Annotated in this window: 13 protein-coding genes and 1 riboswitch; of the genes, 2 read left to right on the top strand and 11 right to left on the bottom strand. The window is 65.8% G+C overall.

What is annotated here, in order from left to right; all coding sequences use genetic code 11:
- On the bottom strand, positions 1 to 317 hold a 317-nt coding region (locus BN3266_RS04625; RefSeq protein WP_154669002.1), incomplete at its 3' end, for an MBL fold metallo-hydrolase.
- Between the two features lie 3 nt (positions 318 to 320).
- Entirely contained in the window at positions 321 to 794 is a 474-nt protein-coding gene (locus BN3266_RS04630) for a MarR family winged helix-turn-helix transcriptional regulator (RefSeq protein ID WP_059004137.1), read from the bottom strand.
- Between the two features lie 150 nt (positions 795 to 944).
- On the opposite strand from BN3266_RS04630, the gene BN3266_RS04635 reads away from it, so the two are divergent.
- Entirely contained in the window at positions 945 to 1196 is a 252-nt protein-coding gene (locus BN3266_RS04635) for a hypothetical protein (protein WP_021661325.1), read from the top strand.
- A 69-nt stretch (positions 1197 to 1265) separates the two neighbouring features.
- On the opposite strand, the gene BN3266_RS04640 is transcribed toward BN3266_RS04635, so the two are convergent.
- The 9 genes from BN3266_RS04640 to BN3266_RS04680 form a co-directional block, all read right to left on the bottom strand.
- A complete protein-coding gene (locus BN3266_RS04640; protein WP_059004139.1) occupies positions 1266 to 1808 on the bottom strand; it encodes a DUF1062 domain-containing protein in 543 nt (180 codons plus the stop codon).
- Positions 1809 to 2114: 306 nt separating this feature from the next.
- Positions 2115 to 3329: a glycoside hydrolase family 25 protein gene (locus tag BN3266_RS04645; RefSeq protein ID WP_059004141.1), complete on the bottom strand. Its 1215-nt coding sequence runs from the start codon at positions 3327 to 3329 to the stop codon at positions 2115 to 2117.
- A 271-nt stretch (positions 3330 to 3600) separates the two neighbouring features.
- Positions 3601 to 6609 carry an EAL domain-containing protein gene (locus BN3266_RS04650; protein ID WP_059004143.1) on the bottom strand — a complete coding sequence of 1003 codons (3009 nt, stop codon included), beginning with the start codon at positions 6607 to 6609 and terminating at the stop codon, positions 3601 to 3603.
- 39 nt (positions 6610 to 6648) lie between these two features.
- Entirely contained in the window at positions 6649 to 8124 is a 1476-nt protein-coding gene (locus BN3266_RS04655) for an extracellular solute-binding protein (RefSeq protein WP_242861717.1), read from the bottom strand.
- 236 nt (positions 8125 to 8360) lie between these two features.
- Complete coding sequence (locus BN3266_RS13745) at positions 8361 to 8501, bottom strand: hypothetical protein (RefSeq protein WP_154668978.1); 141 nt, start codon at positions 8499 to 8501, stop codon at positions 8361 to 8363.
- A gap of 162 nt (positions 8502 to 8663) precedes the next feature.
- The gene (locus BN3266_RS04665) at positions 8664 to 10217 is read right to left on the bottom strand and encodes a diguanylate cyclase (RefSeq protein ID WP_368013946.1); all 1554 of its coding nucleotides are present in this window, start codon (positions 10215 to 10217) and stop codon (positions 8664 to 8666) included.
- Between the two features lie 346 nt (positions 10218 to 10563).
- A complete protein-coding gene (locus BN3266_RS04670) occupies positions 10564 to 11253 on the bottom strand; it encodes an anaerobic ribonucleoside-triphosphate reductase activating protein (RefSeq protein WP_021659857.1) in 690 nt (229 codons plus the stop codon).
- Positions 11250 to 13352: a ribonucleoside triphosphate reductase gene (locus tag BN3266_RS04675; RefSeq protein WP_059004148.1), complete on the bottom strand. Its 2103-nt coding sequence runs from the start codon at positions 13350 to 13352 to the stop codon at positions 11250 to 11252. The genes BN3266_RS04670 and BN3266_RS04675 overlap by 4 nt, the downstream gene beginning before the upstream one ends.
- Before the next feature lie 139 nt (positions 13353 to 13491).
- Positions 13492 to 13683: riboswitch (cobalamin riboswitch) on the bottom strand.
- A gap of 870 nt (positions 13684 to 14553) precedes the next feature.
- Positions 14554 to 15678, bottom strand: a complete 1125-nt coding sequence (locus BN3266_RS04680; RefSeq protein ID WP_059004151.1) for an Mbeg1-like protein — start codon at positions 15676 to 15678, stop codon at positions 14554 to 14556.
- Positions 15679 to 15931: 253 nt separating this feature from the next.
- On the opposite strand from BN3266_RS04680, the gene BN3266_RS04685 reads away from it, so the two are divergent.
- Positions 15932 to 17866 (top strand): putative bifunctional diguanylate cyclase/phosphodiesterase, encoded by a 1935-nt coding sequence (locus BN3266_RS04685; protein WP_075109680.1) that lies wholly within the window; start codon positions 15932 to 15934, stop codon positions 17864 to 17866.
- Positions 17867 to 17901: the final 35 nt, after the last annotated feature.

The following is a 17901-nucleotide window of genomic DNA, read 5'->3' on the forward strand; positions in this document are numbered from 1 at the left end:
CGGGCGATCACCTGGCGGGCGCCGGCGGCCAACACCCCGGCGCCGCCGGTGTGGTCGGGGTGCTGGTGGGTGTAGATGAGGGTGTGCACCGGCTTTGCCGCCAACAGCTCCCCCAGTTCGGCCAAGGCCAGCTCGGCCATCTTGCTGTCATTGAGGCTGTCCACCAGGGTGCAGCTGTGCTCCCCTTCGATGAGGGTGGCGTTGCTGGCGCCGAACCCGGCGATAAACCAGACCCGCTCCCCCACCTTGTAGACGCCCCGCGCCTCCCCGTTTCCGGCGGCGGCCTGCAGCCGTTTCTCTCCCGTGTACTCTTTCAACTCTTACTCCTCCTCTGTGGCCCGGCGCAGGTTCTCCTCGATTTGGGAGAGGACCCGGCGAAAGACCGCCAGCTCCTCCTCGTCGATGCCCGCCCGGTAGCTCTCCTGCAACTGCTGTGAAATGGACGAAAAGGCCCCCTCCAGCGCCCGCCCCTGGGGGGTGAGGGAGACCAGCACCGCCCGCCTGCTGTGGGGGGCGGACCGGGTCTGCAGGTAGCCCAGGGCCGCCAGCTTCTTCACCAGGGCGGTGGCGGTGGAGGGGTCGCGGCCGATGCAGCCGGCCAGCTGGCCCATCTGCATCTCCCCCCGCGCCAGCAGGGCGGTGAGGATCTCGCCGTGGGAGGTGGCCAGCCCCCCCAGCCCCAGCCGGGCCAGGTGGGCCTGCAAAAAGGCGTTGGCCGCCGCCCGGGTGCGGCTGATGCGGCTGACGGTGTCGTCCCGGCTCCAGTCGGCGCGACTGGGCGCGTCTCTCTCCACAGGCTACTCCCCCCTTCCGTTTTCTCCCATTATACTTTGATGTCAAAGTATTTGCAAGGGGGGTGAACTGAAAAAAGGGGGACCTCCCTTTGCAAAAGGGCGCCAAAACGGGTAAAATAGGGGCAGAAAAACGAGAGGGAGGGCCCTGCTGTGCTCACATTCAAATACGACACCCAACTGCTGCTGGAAGGGGAAAACCTGGACGAGGACGAGATAAACGACTACTTCACCGACCACTTTCAGGGGGACTGCCTGCTGGCGGTGGGGGACGAAGACCTGGTCAAGATCCACTTTCACACCAACGAGCCCTGGAAGGTGCTGGAATACTGCGCCTCGCTGGGAGAGATATTCGACATCGTCATCGAGGACATGGACCGCCAGTCCCGCGGGCTCAAGGGCTGAGGGGCGGACGGAAAAGAGAGAGGCGTCCCGGGGCACAGGCCCTCGGGACGCCTCTCTCTATATAACGGGTCAGCGGGCGGATGTGAACCGCCAGCCGTCCTCCGTCGCCTCAGCGACCACTTCGCCGCCCTTCAGCAGCGCCTTGGCCCGGGCGCGGGGGATCTCCAGGCACTGGGACAGCAGCTTGTCGGGGCGGACCCGTATCCGCCCGGGGTTTTGCACCCACAGCCCCTCCTCCCCCGCCCGGTCGGGCAGCCGCGAAAGCCGGTAGGGCAGTTCGCCCCCCAGTTGGGCGCCGCAGCGGAGGAAGAAGGCGCGATCCCGCCCGATGCGGGCCACGGCCGCGGGATCGTTTGCCAGCAGGGCCCGGTACTCCTCCGCGGAGAGGGCGTCCCGCAAGACGCGGGAGTAGACCGGCAGATTGTAGGTGTGCTTGCAGCGCTCACAGCGGTAGATCAGCCAGACATCCAGCCGCTTGCCGTTGGCGTTGACGCGAAACCTGTCCGCACAGCGGTAGGTGCTCTTGCCGCCGCAGCCCGCGCAGCCGCGCACAATGGTGTAGGTGTCGGTAGGGACCATCCGAAAGGCCCCCGAAAGGGGAAAATAGCTCATCTTGCATCTCCTGATTTTGATAAAATCGGGTGTGCAGAGGCTATTTCAGCAATTTTTTTGGAAGATTGCAATAGCCCCTGCTATGCAATCTGGTAGATGGGAGCCAGCATCAAAAGACGACCTCCTTTTTCAAGGGAATGGCGGGATGACAGGCTCTTAAAAGATCGGCGTATCCATTTGGCGCTCCTCTCTCAGAGGCGGGCGGAGGCACAGAGAGGAGCGCCAGGAGAAACCCCGCGGTCTCCCCTGGCGCTCGTTCCCTGCGGCCGGCAGGCCGCACCCTGTGTTTGATTATGTAGGCAAATTTTACAGCAGTTCCACGTTCATGTCCACCTTGCCGGAGATGCCCGGCACCGAACCGCCGCTGGTGTACTGCCAGATGTTATAGCGGCCGGAGTAGTCGGTCTGGTTGGTGTAGTGGGCCAGCCAAATTTTATAGCTGCCGAACTGGCTGGTGTCCAACTTATTGTAGAGCCAGTTTTTGTTGGCATAGACCATGGTCTGGTACCCCAGGCTCTTGGCGGCGGCGCAGAAGGCGTTGACCACCTCGGTGTTCTGGGCTTTGGTCATATCCGCCACCCGGCCCTCGGTGCACTCGATGTCGATGGCCAGGGGGTAGTCCAGGCTGTAGCCGGTGGAGCGGATGATGCCCGCGGCCACGCCCGCCTCCTCGGCGGCCTCCTCGGCGTTGATGGCGGTGGTGTAGAAGTAGGCGCCCACCTTCAGCCCCGCGGCCTTGGCCCCGGCGATGTTCTGGCGGAAGTAGGGGTCCTCGACGATGGCGCCGGTGCCGTAGCCCCGGTAACCCACCCGGATCATGACAAAGGAGCAGCCCGCGGCCTTGACCGCACTCCAGTTGACATTGCCCTGGTACTTGGAGACATCCACCCCCCAGCGGCTTTTGAGGACGCCGCTGTTGTCAAACTTGTACTTGATGCCCTCGAGGGTCTGCCAGCCGGTCAGGGGGTTGCCGTTGACATAGAGATAGGTCTTGCCGCCGATGACCTGCCAGCCGTTGAGCACCGGGGTGGGGGCGGGCTCGGTGTTCCCGCCGGAACCGCTCCCCCCGCCGTTGTCGGGTTTCGGGGTGGGCTCAGGGGCGGGTTCGGGGGTGGGGGGAACGACCACCGAGTCCTCGATCTCGCTCTCCTGCTTCTGGTTGTCCTGCTTGCCCGGGTCCTCGTAGCTGTGGGCGCTGTCGTTTTTGTACTTGCTGGTGTCCTTCTGGGCCTCCTCCGCCGCCTTCTTGGCCTTGGCGGCAGCCTCTTCCCGCTGTTTGGCGGCCTCTTCCTCGGCCTTTTGGGCCTCGGCCTCTTCCGCCGCCTGGGCCTCGGCGGCCATCGCCTCCTCCAGGTCGGCCGAGAGGGCGGCCATGTACTCCTTGGTGTCGATCCGGTTCACGGCCAGGGCAATGCCCTCCTGCCCGCCGGAGCTGCCCTCGGCACCCTTGTCGACGCCGCAGCTGCTGAAGGCCAGCAGGATGGCACAGGCCACCGCCGCCGACACGATCTTTTTAAACATCGCCTCTCTCCTCCTCTTTTCACAGACCCCCGCGGGGGAAAGGGGCGCAATGCCCCGCAAAATACTTCTCTAGACGGTTCCCAATTGTAGCACAGATTCTCCCTCTTTACAAGGAAACCGCTGCCATTTCGCCCCTATTTGCGCAAAAAATCAGATGGGAAATGTTGCCCAAAAACCGCGTCGCTCTGCGGTTTTGTCACCACTTCCTCCCCGCCGATACCCAACCGTGACCAAACGGGGCGGCCAAAGCCGCCCCGTCTGCAAAGGGGTGTCACTGTATTTTCTCCCGGGCCGCCTGTATTGCCCGGAGGACATCCGGCTCGACGGGGGCGATCTCCAGCTGGGGGCGGGCCACGTAGTAGCCCTGCAGGTAGTCGACCCCGCGGGCGACCAGGGTCTCCATCTCGGCGCGGGTCTCCACCCCCTCGGCCAGCACCTTGATGCCCCGGCTGTGGGCGTAGGAGAGCAGGTTTTCCAGCAAACTGAGGCGGTCCCCATCCCGGTCGATGTCGTGGACGATGGCGATGTCCACCTTGACGATGTCCGGCGAGAGGAAGATGAGCAGCGACTCGCTGTTGTAGCCCGAGCCGAAGTCGTCGATGGCCAACTGGCCGCCCCAGCGCTTGGCGGTGCGGATCTTGAAGCGGGTGCGCTCGTTGTCCCAGGGCTCCTGCTCGGTGATCTCCATCACCACCCGCTCCAGGTAGGGGCCGTAGAGGTCCTCGAGGGCGGTGATGTCCGAACCGGTGAGGCTCTGGCTGGCGATGGAGTTGACAAAGGCCCGCTCGTTCGGCCCGATCTGCCCGGCCTTGACCTGCTGGCTGAAGGAGGCCATGGCCTCAAACCAGGTGAGGCGCTCGATCTGGTAGAGCTTGGACTGGGCCCTGGCAATGCGCAGCACGTCCACCGGGCTGCGCAGCGCCTCCACCTGGGAGCGCATCAGCAGCTCGTAGCCGTAGACGCTACCGGTGGCCACCTCCAGCACCGGCTGGTAGGCAAAGCGCACCAGCCGGTGGTCGATGAGGCGATTGAGTTCCTCCTGGCCGCGCACCAAAAAGGAGTCGGCCTGGTAGGAGGTGCGCTCAAATTCCTGAATGCTGCCCTTTTCGCTGTGTTTGACGCTGTACATGGCAAAGTCGGCGTAGCGGATGAGATCCTCGTAGCTGGAGGCGTCGTCGGGGTACCAGGCCAGCCCGCCGGAGACCCGGATCTTGAAGTCCTTTCCCGCCAGGGGGAAGGTGGTGTGGCCGATCTGCATCCACACCTTGCGGATGATCTGGCGGATCTTCTCCTTGCTCTGGTAGCCGTAGAGGAAGACGTAGAACTCGTCGCCGGAGCGGCGGGCCACCAGGCTCTGCTCCGAGAGGAAGGCCGAGAGGCAGCGGGCAAAGGCCTCGATATAGCGGTCGCCGCTGTCGTGCCCGTAGTTGTCGTTGACAAACTTCAGGTTGTCCAGGTCCCACATCAAAAGGGCGGCGGTGCCCAGCACCTCGGGGGTCTCGAAGAGCCGCTCCATGTTGGCGGCAAAGGCGCGGCGGTTGTAGAGATTGGTGAGGATGTCGTAGTCGCGCTCGTACTCGATCTTCCGCTTTTCGGCCATGTCCTTGCTGACGTCGGTGATGGCGCCCAGGATCTGCCCCCCTTCTTTGAGGAAGGTCAGGCGTACCCAGCGCTCCCCCTCCGGGCCGGAGGGCAGCCGGTAGAGGAGCCCCTCCTCCCCGTCCTCCACCAGGCACTCCTGCAGCGCCTGCATCCGCTGCTCAAAGACCTCGCGGGGGAGCCGGCCATCCACCTGTTCCTCCTGGGGCCAGCCCAAAATGGGGAAGATGTTGGTGCTGCAAAAGACCGAGGGGGCTTGGGGGGCGTACTCGAACACCCCCACCGGGATGTTGGTGGTGGAGATGATCTGCCCGAATTTCGAGGCCGATTCGGCCGCGGCGTTGCTGAGGTTTTCAATGGAGATGGTGAGCTGGTCGATCTCCTCGATGTCCAGCTTTTTGAGCTTGATGGGCTTGTTGGGGTCGCTGCGCTTGAGGTCTTGCACCAGGGCGGTGATGGGCTTTGCCACCATCCGCGAGGCCAGGACGGCCCCCAGGATGCCCAGCAGAAGGGCCGCCACCGTGCACAGGTAGATGATCTGGCGGATCTGGTGCGAAAACTGCAGCAGGGTGTCCCCCTCGCAGAGGCCGATGAGCACCCACTGCTGCCCTTCAAAGGGGGTGTTGGTGTTGTACAGGGAAAAGGGCTGCACACTGCCGTAGAGGTCGCTCTTCCCCCCCTCCCCCGCGCGGGTGAAGGTGGAGATGTTTTTGTGCTCGCTCTTCTTCCCGACGATTTCCTGGCTGACGCCGAATTTCACCTGGTAGAGGGAGCCGCTGGAAAAGACCGTCTGAAACTGCTGCCCCTCCTTGTCGGTGACCGCCAGGATGTAGGCGCCGCTGTGGTCCACCCCCAACTCCTCGTAGTTCATGAGGGAGGTGAGGTAGCTCTGGGTGATGTCCACCCCCATCACCCCAAAAACGGTGCCGTCGGAGGCGATGAGGGGGATGGAGTAGGTGATGACCTGCCCGTCCTGGCCGGAGAGGGAGAAGGCCGGGCTCCAGTAGCCGAAGTTGCTGCTCTCGCGGTTGGTGCTGGCCCGGGCGGCGTTCAGGGGGGCGAGGAAAAACTGCTCGTCGGCCCGCCCCTCCTCCCCGGTGAAGAGGAAGTCGGCCCGCCAGTAGCTGTCCAGCGGGATCCCCATCCGCCGGGAGGTGGTGGGCATCCCCCGCTCCATGAGGATGTCGGAGACGCCGGAGGAGTTGTTGACCGGGTCCAGGTCCCGCAGGTAGAGCCCCGCCCTGGACTGGCCGCTCTCGTCTCCCTGCACCCCCACGCCGTCGAGGACGACGAAGGCCCCGGTGACCCCGTTTTTGCGCAGCATGTAGACCAAGCTGTCGGAGAGGCCGTCGAGGATCTGGGCATTGAGGGTGGCGTCGGTGGCGATGTCGCCCAGGGTGGCGCCCTGCGCCTTTAGGGTCTCCTCCACCGAGGAGAGGATGGCGGTCTCGTGCTCCTTGACGTTGGACCAGCGGTGGACCATCTCGTTTTCCAGGTAGAGCTGGCGGTTGATGGTGCGCTCCCCCAGGATGTCGTAGGCGTTGGCGTCGGTGTGAGAGAGGACGCCGCCCTGCAAAAAGACCACGGCGTAGAGGGCCGCCTGGGCCAATACGATGGCGGTGACCGGGATCAGCATCTTCTGCAAGATGGTGCGCCCGCTCCTTTTTCGACCGGCCTTCATCCCCTCATCTCCTTCCCCGGTTTGGTGGCGGCGCCCCGCTTACAGCGCCGCGAGCTGGGCGGAAAAGTCCTGGTACCAGCTCTCGAAGTTCTCGTCGGTGTCATACTGGGCCACCGCGTCGGCCAGGGTGCTGCCCCCCTCCAAAAGGGCTTTCACCGCCTCGCGGTCGGCGACGGCCTTCTGCTGAAGGGATTTTTCCACCACAGCCCGGGCCTCGGTCCCGTTTTCAAACGCCTCGTTGGTGTAGAGGGTGTAGTTCTGGGTGATCTCCACCCCGGTGAGGAGGGTCTCCTCCATCAATTCGGAGATGGGCTCGGGGGAAGTCGCCACCGCCTCGCCGATGGCCTCGGCGGTGTTGGCGTCCTTTTTCACCGGCAGGTAGCCCGAGCCGATGGCAAAGCGGACGTTCTGCTGTTTCTCGGTGAACCACTTCAAAAACAGGGTGGCGGCGTACTCGCGGGTCTCGTCGCTCTTGGTTACCATCATCCCCGCGCCCTGCTGCACCGCATAGGGCTTGGTCCCCTCAAAGTTGGGGAGGGCGTAGGTCTTGGCGTCGATGGGATAGCTGCTGCCGTCGGACAGGGTGACGGCGGTGGGGAAGTAGGTGTTGCCGCTGGTGGAGCCCACCAGGGCGATGATGTCGCCGGTCTTGGCGTCATCGCTGCGAAAGCGCCCGATGGAGGTGAAGTAGCCGCTGACATAGGGGGTGTAGTAGTTGTCCCAGAGGCGGCGCATCACCGCCTTGTCCAGGTTGTAGGTGACCTGGCCGTTTTCGACCGAGAACAGCTCCTGCCCCATCTGCATGCTGCCGATGATGAAGTAGTTGGCCATCACGTCCCGGCCGAAGAAGGCCTTGCCGTCGTTTTTCTCCGGGGTGAGGCTGTCGGTCCACTCGTAGTAGCTCTTGGCCAGCTTGCAGATCCCCTCCCAGCTCCGCAGGTCCTCCTCGCTGGCGCCGGTGGCGGCGGCAAATTTGTCCCAGTCGGTCTTGTTGAGGGTGAGCACCTCGGTGGACTTGGCGGTGGGGAAGAGCTTGATGCTCCCCTCCTCGCTGAAGGCCCCCTCGTCCAGGTAGGCGGAGACATAGCTGTCCCGCTCCTCCTTGGTGAGGTACTGGCTCAAATCGGCGGCCATCCCCCGGCGGTTGATCTCGTAGGCGGTGTCGGCGTAGGCGGCAAAGACATCGGGCACCTCTTCGGCGCCGACCTTCTTGTCGATGGCGTCCATCACCTTGGCGGTGAGGTCGTTGACGCTGCCCTGGCTGTAGGCCTGGACCACGATTCCCTTTTCGGCCCCCACCGACTCGTTGAACTCGGTGACCATCTCGTCGAACATCTGCTTCTGGGCGCCGTTGTAGTAGTGCCAGATGGAGATGGAGACCGGGCTGTCTTTTTTCAGCCCGTGGTTTTTGTCCTTGCAGCCGGTGAAGAGCCCCAGGGAGGCCAGGGCGACGCTCAGCACCAGGGCCACCGCCCGCAGACCGCGGTGGGGACGACAATTTCCTTGTTTTGACACAGTACTCTCTCCTCTCGGCAGGGCGGGGCGCGCCCACGCCAGACATCGCGCCGTTCCCGCCCGTCTCTGCCCTGCGGGCAGAGCGGCCGATTTTTCTATTATCATATCATTATCTTCCAATCTTTACAATTGAAAGTGGCCATTTATAGACAAAATTTGTTGTGTTTTCACCAAGAAAAGCCGGCCTTTGCAAAATTCCTTGCAAAGGCCGGCAAGCGGTCGGTCCCCAACCGCCCCTAGCACAGCAGCAGTTGGCAGATGTGGGCCGCCCCTTTGAGCAGGGCGACCTCCTCTTTGTTCCAGTAGCGCCGGGCGCCGTTGACCTCGGCCCCCAAAAGGCCCAGACGCCCGCCGCCGGCAACGCGGCACTGCAGCACCGCCCGGTCTTGGAGGCGGTGCTCGACAGCGGCAGCATGAAGAAGGTGCACCTGCTGGGGGGCGGCGTCTCCGACCCCTACGGCCAGGGGATCGAGGCCTACCGGGCCCTGACGGTTCTTATGGAAGATTCGTGGTAGAACCCCTCGAGCGCGGCTATGGGATCACCCTGGGCAACAGCCGGCGGCGGGGTCATAATAGGGCTGCAGGTCCACCCGGTCGAGAAGGGCGGGCGCCGCCGGCCCGTCGGGGAGACCGGCAGCCACCCCGGGGGCCGTCCAGACGTGCAGGGGGGCCTCCCCCTTCCAGACAAAGTAGGTGCGGTGGGCGCCCAGGGCGTCCCCCAGGTCGGCCAGCACCCGGCGCACCCCCTCCTCCGGGGCGGGGGCGGCCGTCGCCCGCTCCAGCAGCCGCCCCAGGCAGAGGGGGCAGCCGACCTCCCCTCCCCCGCCCTCGCCCAGGGCGGGGGCAGGGGCCCCGGCGGCCATCCGATAGCGGTCCTTCCCCGCCCGCTTGGCCTCGTACATGGCCCGGTCGGCAGCGGCAAAGAGGGCCTCGTAACTGGCGCCGTCCCGGGGCCAGAGGGCGACGCCGATGCTCCCCCGCACCGAGAGGCCCCGGCGGGAGGGAAGCTCCTGTTCCAGCAGTTGGCAGAGGCGCTCCACCGTCTCCCCCACCACCGGCGCGGCGGCGTCCTTCATAAAGACCACAAACTCGTCGCCCCCTACCCGGCCCACGATGTCGGTGGCGCGAAAGTTGGTCCGCAGCCGGGCGCTGACCTCGGTGAGGACCGCGTCGCCAAACTGGTGGCCGTAGCGGTCGTTGACCCCCTTGAAGTCGTCCAGGTCAATGAGCAGCAGGGCGCCGGAGCTGCCCCGGCAGGGGCCTTGCAGGTAGCCGTCCACCGCCTCGGCGGTGGAGAGCTTGTTGTAGAGCCTTGTCATGGGGTCGCGGCAGCAGCGGGAGCGCAGCTTCTGGGTCTCCTTTTTGTGGGCGCTGATGTCCCGCAGCACCCCCAGCACACAGCTGCGGCCCCCCGGGCCCTCCACCGGCGCGCCGGAGGCCGAAAACCAGCCCCCCTCGTGGCCGGGGAAGGCCCGCCCTTCCAGCCGCACCTCGGCCGGGCCGGCGCTCTTCCCCCGGCAGATGGCGGCAAAGTCCGCCGTCCCGGGGCAGCCGCTCCCTTCCAGGGCGGCCAGGTAGCCCTCCGCCCGCCAGATGCCGCCCCCCGCCCGGCCGGGGCGGCGGTCGCAGAAGGTCATCACATCCTCTGCCCCGTCGTACTCAAAGGCCAGCCCGTCGGTGCAGCGCAGCAGCACCTGACGCCGCTCCCGCTCCCCCTCCAGCTCCCGCTGCATCTGCCGCCAGCGGCCGATGTCCAGGCAGAAAAACCGCCAGCGGTGCGGGGCCTCCAGCACCCCGCACCAGCGCAGCCAGCGCAACTGGCCCGCCGGGGTGTAGCAGGGAAAGTCGGCCTGCACCCGCCCCGCCCGCCGGGCCCGCGCCAGTTTGCGGGCGGCCAGCCGCCGCCCCTGGGCCCCCAGGAAAAACCAGGGGTCTCCCCCCTGGGTGCGGGCAAAGAGCTCCGGCGTGCAGTCCAGCAGGGCCAGAAATCCGCCGTCGGGCGACCAGTGGGGTTTGGCCTGTCCCAGCTGCAGTCGGACCAGTCCCCCCTTGACCCCCCGAGCCGCCGCCGCCAGCAGCGCCTCGCCGCTCATCCTCTCGTTCACCAAATCTCCCCCTTTTGCTGTGAACGCCCAATTGGGTCTCCTTCCCAATATAGTCAGGGGAGCTGTAAAAAAATGGCGTTTTTTGTCCCCCCAGTACCCCTGTGCAGGGGACGGCAGAGGGACGGCGCCAGCCCTTTCGCCGTCCCCCGGGGGCGGGGGCGGCCCTTTCCCCTCCGCGGCGGCCCTGGCGGCGGGAAAAAGGGGGATAAAAAGCCCCCCTTTTTCCCGCCCGCCGCCCCGCGTTTCCCCCTGGCCGGGCGGGAAGAGACGGCAAAAAGGCGCGGGAGAGCGTTGCCGCTCTCCCGCGCCGGGGCCGCATATCAAACAGGTTTCTCTAAAAGGTGAGGCCGGGCTGGACGGCCCGGAGCTGGGGCTCCACCGCCCGCACCTGCTCGGGGGTGAGGAAGGGGCGCTCCAGCAGGGGGAGGTGCCGCTGCCGGGCACAGGCGGGGGTGCGAAAGAAGTTGAGCCGGTAGCGAGGCAGCGGGGGCAGCTGCCCCGCCAACTCCACCAGCGCCCCGGCGGTGAGCCCGGGGTAGAGGGTGGTCCGCGCCTCGCAGGGGACCCCCTTTTCGGCCAGCCGGCAGAGGGTCTCGCGGGTGGCGTCGTACCCCTGTTCGGGGGGGACGCCGCACACCTGGAGGTACTGCTGGCGGGGGGCCTTCCAGTCGATGGCCAGGTAGTCGCAGAGCCCCGCCTCCACCAGGGCCAGCACCCGCTGGGTCTGGCGGCCGTTGGTGTCCAGTTTGACCCGGTAGCCCATGGCCTTGAGGGCGGCCAAAAACCCCTCCAGATCGGGCTGGAGCAGCGGTTCCCCGCCGCTGACCACCACCCCGTCCAGCAGCCCCCGGCGCTTTTTCAAAAAGGCCTCCACCTCCCCTTCGGGCAGGCAGTCGCCGGGGCCCAACAGGTCGCGGTTGTGGCAGTAAAAGCAGTCGGTGTCGCAGCCGCGGGTGAAGAGGACGCAGGCCAGCACCCCGGGAAAGTCGATGGTGCTGGTGCGCTGGATGCCGGCGACCTTCACTGGGCGGCCGCCTCGGAGAGTTCGCCCTCTTTGATGACGTACTTGACCCGCTGGCGGTACTCCTCCTTCTTTCCCTTGTGGAAGTTCTGCACCGGGCGGAGGTAGCCCACCACCCGGCTCCACACCTCGGTGGCGGCGCCGCAGTCGGGGCAGCTGTACACCTCGCCGCTGATGTAGCCGTGCTCGGGGCAGACCGAGAAGGTGGGGGTCAGGGAGAGGTAGGGCAGCTTGTAGTTGGTAAAGGCCTTTTGCAGCAGGGCCTTGGCCACCTCGATGTCCCGGATCTGCTCGCCCAGGTAGAGGTGGAGCACCGTGCCGCCGGTGTACATGCACTGCAGGTCGTCCTGCAGGTCGAGGGTCTCGAAGATGTCGTCGGTGTAGCCCACCGGCAGCTGGGTGGAGTTGGTGTAGTAGGGCACCTCCTCCCCGGCGGTGAGGATGTCGGGGTAGCGGTCCCGGTCGAGCTGGGCCAGGCGGTAGCTGGTCCCCTCGGCGGGGGTGGCCTCCAGGTTGTAGACGTGGCCGGTCTCCTCCTGGAAGCGGGTGATGACCTCCCGCATGTGGCCCAGCACCCGCAGGGCGAACTGCTGCCCCTCGGGGGCGGTGATCTCGCAGCCCAGGAAGTTGCGGCAGGCCTCGTTCATCCCCACCAGGCCGATGGTGTTGAAGTGGTTGAACCAGTAGGAGCCGGTGCGGGCCTTGACCTCTTTGAGGTAGTGGGCCGAGTAGGGGTACATCCCATTTTCGGTCTGCTTTTCAATGGTCTTGCGCTTGATTTCCAGGCTGTTCTTGGCCAGTTCCAGCAGCCCGTCCAGCCGCCGCATCAGGTCCTCCTCGTCCTGGGCCAGGTAGCACAGCCGGGGCAGGTTGAGGGTGACCACCCCGATGGAGCCGGTCATGGGGTTGGAGCCGAAGAGGCCGCCGCCCCGCTTGCGCAGCTCGCTGGTGTCAAGGCGCAGCCGGCAGCACATGGAGAGGGCGTCCTCGGGGGAGAGGTCGGAGTTGATGTAGTTGGAGAAGTAGGGGATGCCGTACTTGCAGGTGATCTCCATGAATTTGTCCACCACCGGGCTCTGCCAGTCAAACTCCTTGGTGACGTTGATGGTGGGGATGGGGAAGGTGAAGACCCGGCCGTGGCGGTCCCCCTCCATCATCACGTCGCAGAAGGCGGTGTTGAGCAGGTCCATCTCGGCCTGAAAGTCGCCGTAGCAGGCGTCCATGGGCTGGCCGCCGATGACCACGCACTCGTCCTTGAGGGTGGAGGGGACCACGATGTCGAAGGTCAGGTTGGAGAAGGGGCACTGAAAGCCCACCCGGGTGGGGACGTTGAGGTTGAAGATGAACTCCTGCAGCGCCTGTTTCACCGCGGCGTAGTCCATGTGGTCGTAGCGGATGAAGGGGGCGCAGTAGGTGTCAAAGGAGGACCAGGCCTGGGCGCCGGCCGACTCGCCCTGGGTGGTGAAGGTGGAGTTGACGATCTGCCCCAAAAAGGAGCGCAGGTGCTTGGCCGGGCCGCTCTCCACCTTGCCGGGCACCCCGCCAAAGCCCTGCATCAGCAGCTGGCGCAGGTCCCACCCGGCGCAGTAGGGGCCGAAAAAGCCCAGGTCGTGCAGGTGCAGGTCCCCCGAGGTGTGGGCGCGGCGGATCTCCTCGGGATAGATCTCGTGGAGCCAGTACTGCTTGGTAAAGGCCTCGCGGATGTAGTTGTTCATCCCGTTGATGGACTTTTGGGTGTTGGCGTTCTCCTGGATCTTCCAGTCCATGTCGTCCAGGTACTGGGAGAACATGTCGATGGTGGCGCCGATGAGGGCGTTGGCCTCCCGGGCGCCCTGGCGCTTCTCCCGGTAGAGGATGTAGGCCTTGGCGGTGCGGGCGTGGCGGTTTTCGATGAGGACCTTTTCCACCATGTCCTGCACCTCCTCCACGTCCAGCACGCCGGTGCGGGACGTGGCCATCTCCACCACCTGGCGGGAGAGCTCCTCCGCCCGATGCCAGTCGTCTCCCCCCACGGCGGCGGCCGCCTTGAAGATGGCCCAGGTGATTTTCTCCGGATCAAAGGGGACAATGTCCCCGCTGCGCTTGCGAATCGATTCGATCATCGTATTGTGTCCTCCCATCAAAGTGGTTTCAGAAAACCGCTGGAGACGCCCAGAGCGCTGAAAAGCCCCTGCCGGCCAAAGGCAGGCAGGGGCGCGACAAAAGTCACTCACCAGAGCCCGCTTGACGCCATACACCGTGGCAGCGCGCGCACAGCGGGCAGGTATTCCGGCTCGGATTCCACGCGCGCCCCGCCTTCCCAGCTCCCGGGGGAACCAGTGGCAGTTGGGGCGCGCTCTCTCCTTACGGCGGCGGGACCGCGCGGGCTTTTCACCCGTCTTCCCTGTTGCCGCCCGGCCCGATGACAGGCCGGGCACCCGTGTGCTTTCGTTTCCATATCTAGTTTTGATTCTGAAACAGATTGGTCAAATCATACTACATCTTGTGCACCCAGTCAACCGTCATTTCGCCGATATTGCGGCGAAAGAGTGCCACAACAGGCGTATTTTGAGAGGGGGTCCGAAGCGCCGAGGCGCATGGAGAAGCCCTCGGCGGGGTTTGGGCAGAGCGTCGGGGGGAAGGCCCATTTCGCCCCGCCCCAACCAGGGAGCGGACGCGTCCCTCCCACAGGAGCGCCGGGTGGACCTTCCACCCGGCGGCAAAGGGACAACGGGCACAGAGGTCGGGCGGGCCGTCAGATGACAGGAGGGGCCACTGCCCGCAACCGAAAGGCCGGAGGGACCCGTCGGCCTTTGGCAGCACTTTCCCTTTCGCGCCTCCCACAAAAGGAGACGGACACCCGTCCCCGTTCCTCCGGCCTTTTTGACAGAGACGTCCGCCGCCCCCTGCCGGGAAACGAGCCCCCCTTCCCGGCGGCGACAGGGGACCGAGCCGCAGCCGACCCCTCTCCCCTCTCCGGGGCGAAAGGTTCCCTACTTCAGACACCACCCTGACTTCTTACCCCGGGGGTGGGTGGTGTGGAGGTCCTCCCGGCGAAAAAGGGGAAACGGGCGCAGGGGCCGGGTGGGCTGCCAGATGACAGGAGGCGCTGCCCGCAACCGAAAGGGCCGGAGGGACCCGTCGGCCTTTGGCAGCACTTTCCCTTTCGCGCCTCCCACAAAAGGAGACGGACACCTGCCCCACTCCTCCGGCCCTCTTGAAAGAGAAGGTCGCCGCCCTCTGCCGGGAAGCGAGCCCCCCTTCCCGGCGGCGACAGGGGACCGGGCCGCAACCGCCCCGCTCCCCCGGGGAGAGAGGGGCACTCTACTCCAGACGCCGCTCCCCGCCCTCGCTCCGGGGGCGGGCAGGGCGGAGGTTCTCCCGCGCCGAGCGAAAGAGGCCGCCCATCACCTGGCCCATCAGGCGGCGGGTGTCCTCGTCCACATTTTTGAGGGACTGCAGCACCGCCCCGGCGCTGTGCAGCCAGTCGCCGGAGAGCTCGCCCACCGTCTTGGCCTGGGTGCCGGCCAGCAGCTGGTAGAGGGTGTCGAAGAAGGTGGCCCGCTCCTCCCTGTTCATCCCGGCCACCCAGTCCTTGAGGGTCTTGTCGATGAACTTGCTGCTGGCGCTCACCTCGTCGAGGCAGACAAAGCCGGGGCCCTTCACCTCCCAGGAGTAGAGGTCGTGCTGCATCAGCCCCACCTGGCTGCTGTGGACCACCGTGTAGGCCTCCTCGTGTTCCAGAAGCATCCCCACCACCGAGGACTGGGGCAGGTAGGTGTGCACCCGCTCCCGCACCGCCCGGTAGCCCGGGCCGTCCAGCACCCCGCCGTCAAAGCCGGGGCCGTCGTTGTTCTGCACCCAGAGCAGCCGCTCCTGCACCGGGGCCGGGGCGAAGGCGGCGGCGTAGACCGCCAGGTTGCCCCCCTTGGAGTGGCCTCCCACCCGCCAGCTCGCCGGCCCCCGCTCCACCGCTCGGCAGAGGTAGGAGACCGCCTCCCTTTGGGCGGGCACCGGGGTGGCAAAACCCATGTTGAAGTCCTCCTTCCAGCCCACCAGGGTGTTGTCGGTCCCCCGGAAGGCGGCAAAGCCGGTGCCGTCGCCGGGCAGGGCGCAGAGGGCGGAAAACTGCTTTTGCTCGTCGGCGTCCACGTCGTTGACGTAGCCCAAAAGGGGCATCTCGCCAAAGCGGGCACTGGCGGCCAGGGCCCGCAGCAGGTCGCGGTCGCGCGCCCACATGGCCTCTGTCTGGCGGGCAAAGGCCGGGGAGAGGAGCCGTTCCGCCGCCCGGCGCAGGGAAATCGCTCCCCCCTCCCCCGGCGGGGGGACCACCCCGTCAAAGGGGACATAGGACAGCCGGCAGAGGATGAGATCGTCCACGCAGGTAAAGGGCGCCTGGTCAAAGCGCAGGTCGCCCCGCCATTCCAGATAGTCAAAGATGTTGGCCACCGTTTTTGCCTCCTCCGCCCCCTGCGCCGGGCAGACAGCCGGTGCGGGGGCGCTTTCTGCCTTTCATTATACCCCTTTTTGCGCCCTTCGCCAAACGGGCAGGGCGGCGCGGGGATGACGGCAGTGGATTTTCATTGCCTTTTTGGCAGTTTTCGATTATGATGAACGTATCTTCACAGTTTTGACATATTTTATCCTTTGATTTTTGATTCTTGATTTTATTCTTTGCCCTGTGGGGCGGCGGAGGGATCGCATGCGCTGGGACATCGCGCCGGAGTGCGTTTCGGCAGTCATACTGCTCATCATCTGGGGGTACTCCCGTCGGGGCAGTCCACTGCCCAGCTTGAAAAACCGGGTGTTTCAGGGCTGCCTGATCATCACCTTTTTGGCGGTCTCCACCAACATCCTCTCCACCCTGCTGCTGATGCGCCCCGGCCTGGCCCCCCAGTGGCTGGTCTGGGGGGTGACCACCCTCTACTTCATCTGCACCCCTCTGATGGGGCTGGCCTATTTTCTCTACTCGGCCGCCATCCTCTGCAAGGGGCAGCCCATGCTGCGCTGGGTCTTTGCCGGGGGGATCACCCTCGGCGCCCTCTACGCCCTGCTGGCCCTGGCCGACCCCCTCACCGGCAAGCTCTTCTCCATCACCCCCGAAGGCGGCTACCGGCAGGGGGAGTGGATCGCCCTGACCTACCTGCTCTTTTACGCCTACTGCGCCGCCAGTATCCTGCTGGTGCTGCGCTTTCGGCACTCGGTGGAGCGCTCGACGAGGACCATCCTCCTCTCCTTTCCGGCGGTGGCCCTCGTCGTCATCCTGGTGCAGCAGTTTTCCCCCACCGTCATCCTCTCGGGCTCGGCGGCGACCTGCGCCCTGCTCATCATCTACCTGCACCTGCAGAACAAGCAGATGTCTCTGGACTCCCTCACCGGCGCACCCAACCGGCAGGAACTGGTCAACCTCATCGACCTGCTCCTCTTTGAAAAGCGGCTGCCCACCTTCACGGTGGCGGTCCTCTCCCTGCGGGACTTCAAGCAGATCAACAGCCGCTTCGGCCAGTCGGTGGGGGACCTCTTTCTAAAAGAGGTCTGCGGTTGGCTGCGGCAGCTGGCGGGGGAGAAAAACGTCTTTCGCTTCGGCGGGGACGAGTTTGCCGTCCTCATCCGCGACGGCGGGCGGGCGCAGGTGGGCCGGGTGCTGGGGGCCATCCGGGAGCGGATGGCCCTGCCCTGGCGGGCGGGCAACTACCTGCGCCCCCTGCCCTGGGCCATGGGGGTGGTGCAGTACCCCAGCAGCGCCGACACCGGCGAGGGGCTGGCCGGTGGGGTCGCCTACGCCGTCTCCCAGGCCAAGCGCCGGCCCGGCCGCAACATCTGCTACTGCGGGCCCGCCATGCTGGGGGAGATCCGCCGCCGGGAGCAGGTGCTGCAAGCGGTGAAGCGGGCCTGTTCCCAGGGCGCCTTCTCCCTGCGCTACCAGCCCATCTACGACGTGTCCAGCGGCCGCTTCCCCTACGCCGAGTCGCTGATGCGCATCGAGGGCACCCCCGCTGACCCGGTCTCGCCGGCGGAGTTCATCCCCCTGGCCGAGGAGACCGGCGACATTGTGGAGCTGACCTATCAGGTGTTGGAGCGGGTCTGCCGCTACCTGCTCTCGCTCGGAGAGCGGGGCATCTCGGTGGAGGGGATACACGTCAACTTTTCGGCGGTGATGTTCGGGCAGCCGGGGGTGGTGGAGCGGGTGCGCCGGATCATCGGGGACAGCGGCGTCCCCTTCTCTCAAATCGTGATCGAGTTCACCGAGACCGCCCTGGCCGAAAAGCCGGAGCTGGTGGGCGAATTCGCCCGGGAGATGCGGCAGATGGGCATCCGCCTGGGGCTGGACGACTTCGGCACCGGCTACTCCAACCTGAGCTCGGTGCTGGCCCTCCCCTTCGACACCGTCAAACTGGACAAGAGTCTCGTCTGGGCGGCGGTGGAGCAGGAGAACACCGCCGTCATGGTCCGGGCCCTGACCGAGATCTTTCACCGCATGGGAATGCGGGTGTTGGCCGAAGGGGTGGAGGACGAGGTGCAAAACCGCTTTGTCCTCGACTGCGGCATCGAGCTGATCCAGGGCTTCCTCTACGCCCGCCCCCTGACCGGGGAGGAGGCCGCCTCCCTCCTTGCCGCCAAAGTCCCCGCCCGCTAAAGACAGAGAGCGCCCGCCCCCCTATAAAAGGGGGG

Origin of the sequence: Bittarella massiliensis (ex Durand et al. 2017), assembly GCF_001486165.1 — a bacterium.
GTDB classification, from domain to species: Bacteria; Bacillota; Clostridia; order Oscillospirales; family Ruminococcaceae; genus Bittarella; species Bittarella massiliensis.

Coding starts and splice junctions, on each gene's coding strand:
- BN3266_RS04685 (WP_075109680.1), top strand. CDS start 15,932: ATGCGCTGGGACATCGCGCCGGAGTGCGTTTCGGCAGTCATACTGCTC.
- BN3266_RS04650 (WP_059004143.1), bottom strand. CDS start 6,609: ATGAAGGCCGGTCGAAAAAGGAGCGGGCGCACCATCTTGCAGAAGATG.
- BN3266_RS04640 (WP_059004139.1), bottom strand. CDS start 1,808: ATGAGCTATTTTCCCCTTTCGGGGGCCTTTCGGATGGTCCCTACCGAC.
- BN3266_RS04675 (WP_059004148.1), bottom strand. CDS start 13,352: ATGATCGAATCGATTCGCAAGCGCAGCGGGGACATTGTCCCCTTTGAT.
- BN3266_RS04665 (WP_368013946.1), bottom strand. CDS start 10,217: ATGAGCGGCGAGGCGCTGCTGGCGGCGGCGGCTCGGGGGGTCAAGGGG.
- BN3266_RS04645 (WP_059004141.1), bottom strand. CDS start 3,329: ATGTTTAAAAAGATCGTGTCGGCGGCGGTGGCCTGTGCCATCCTGCTG.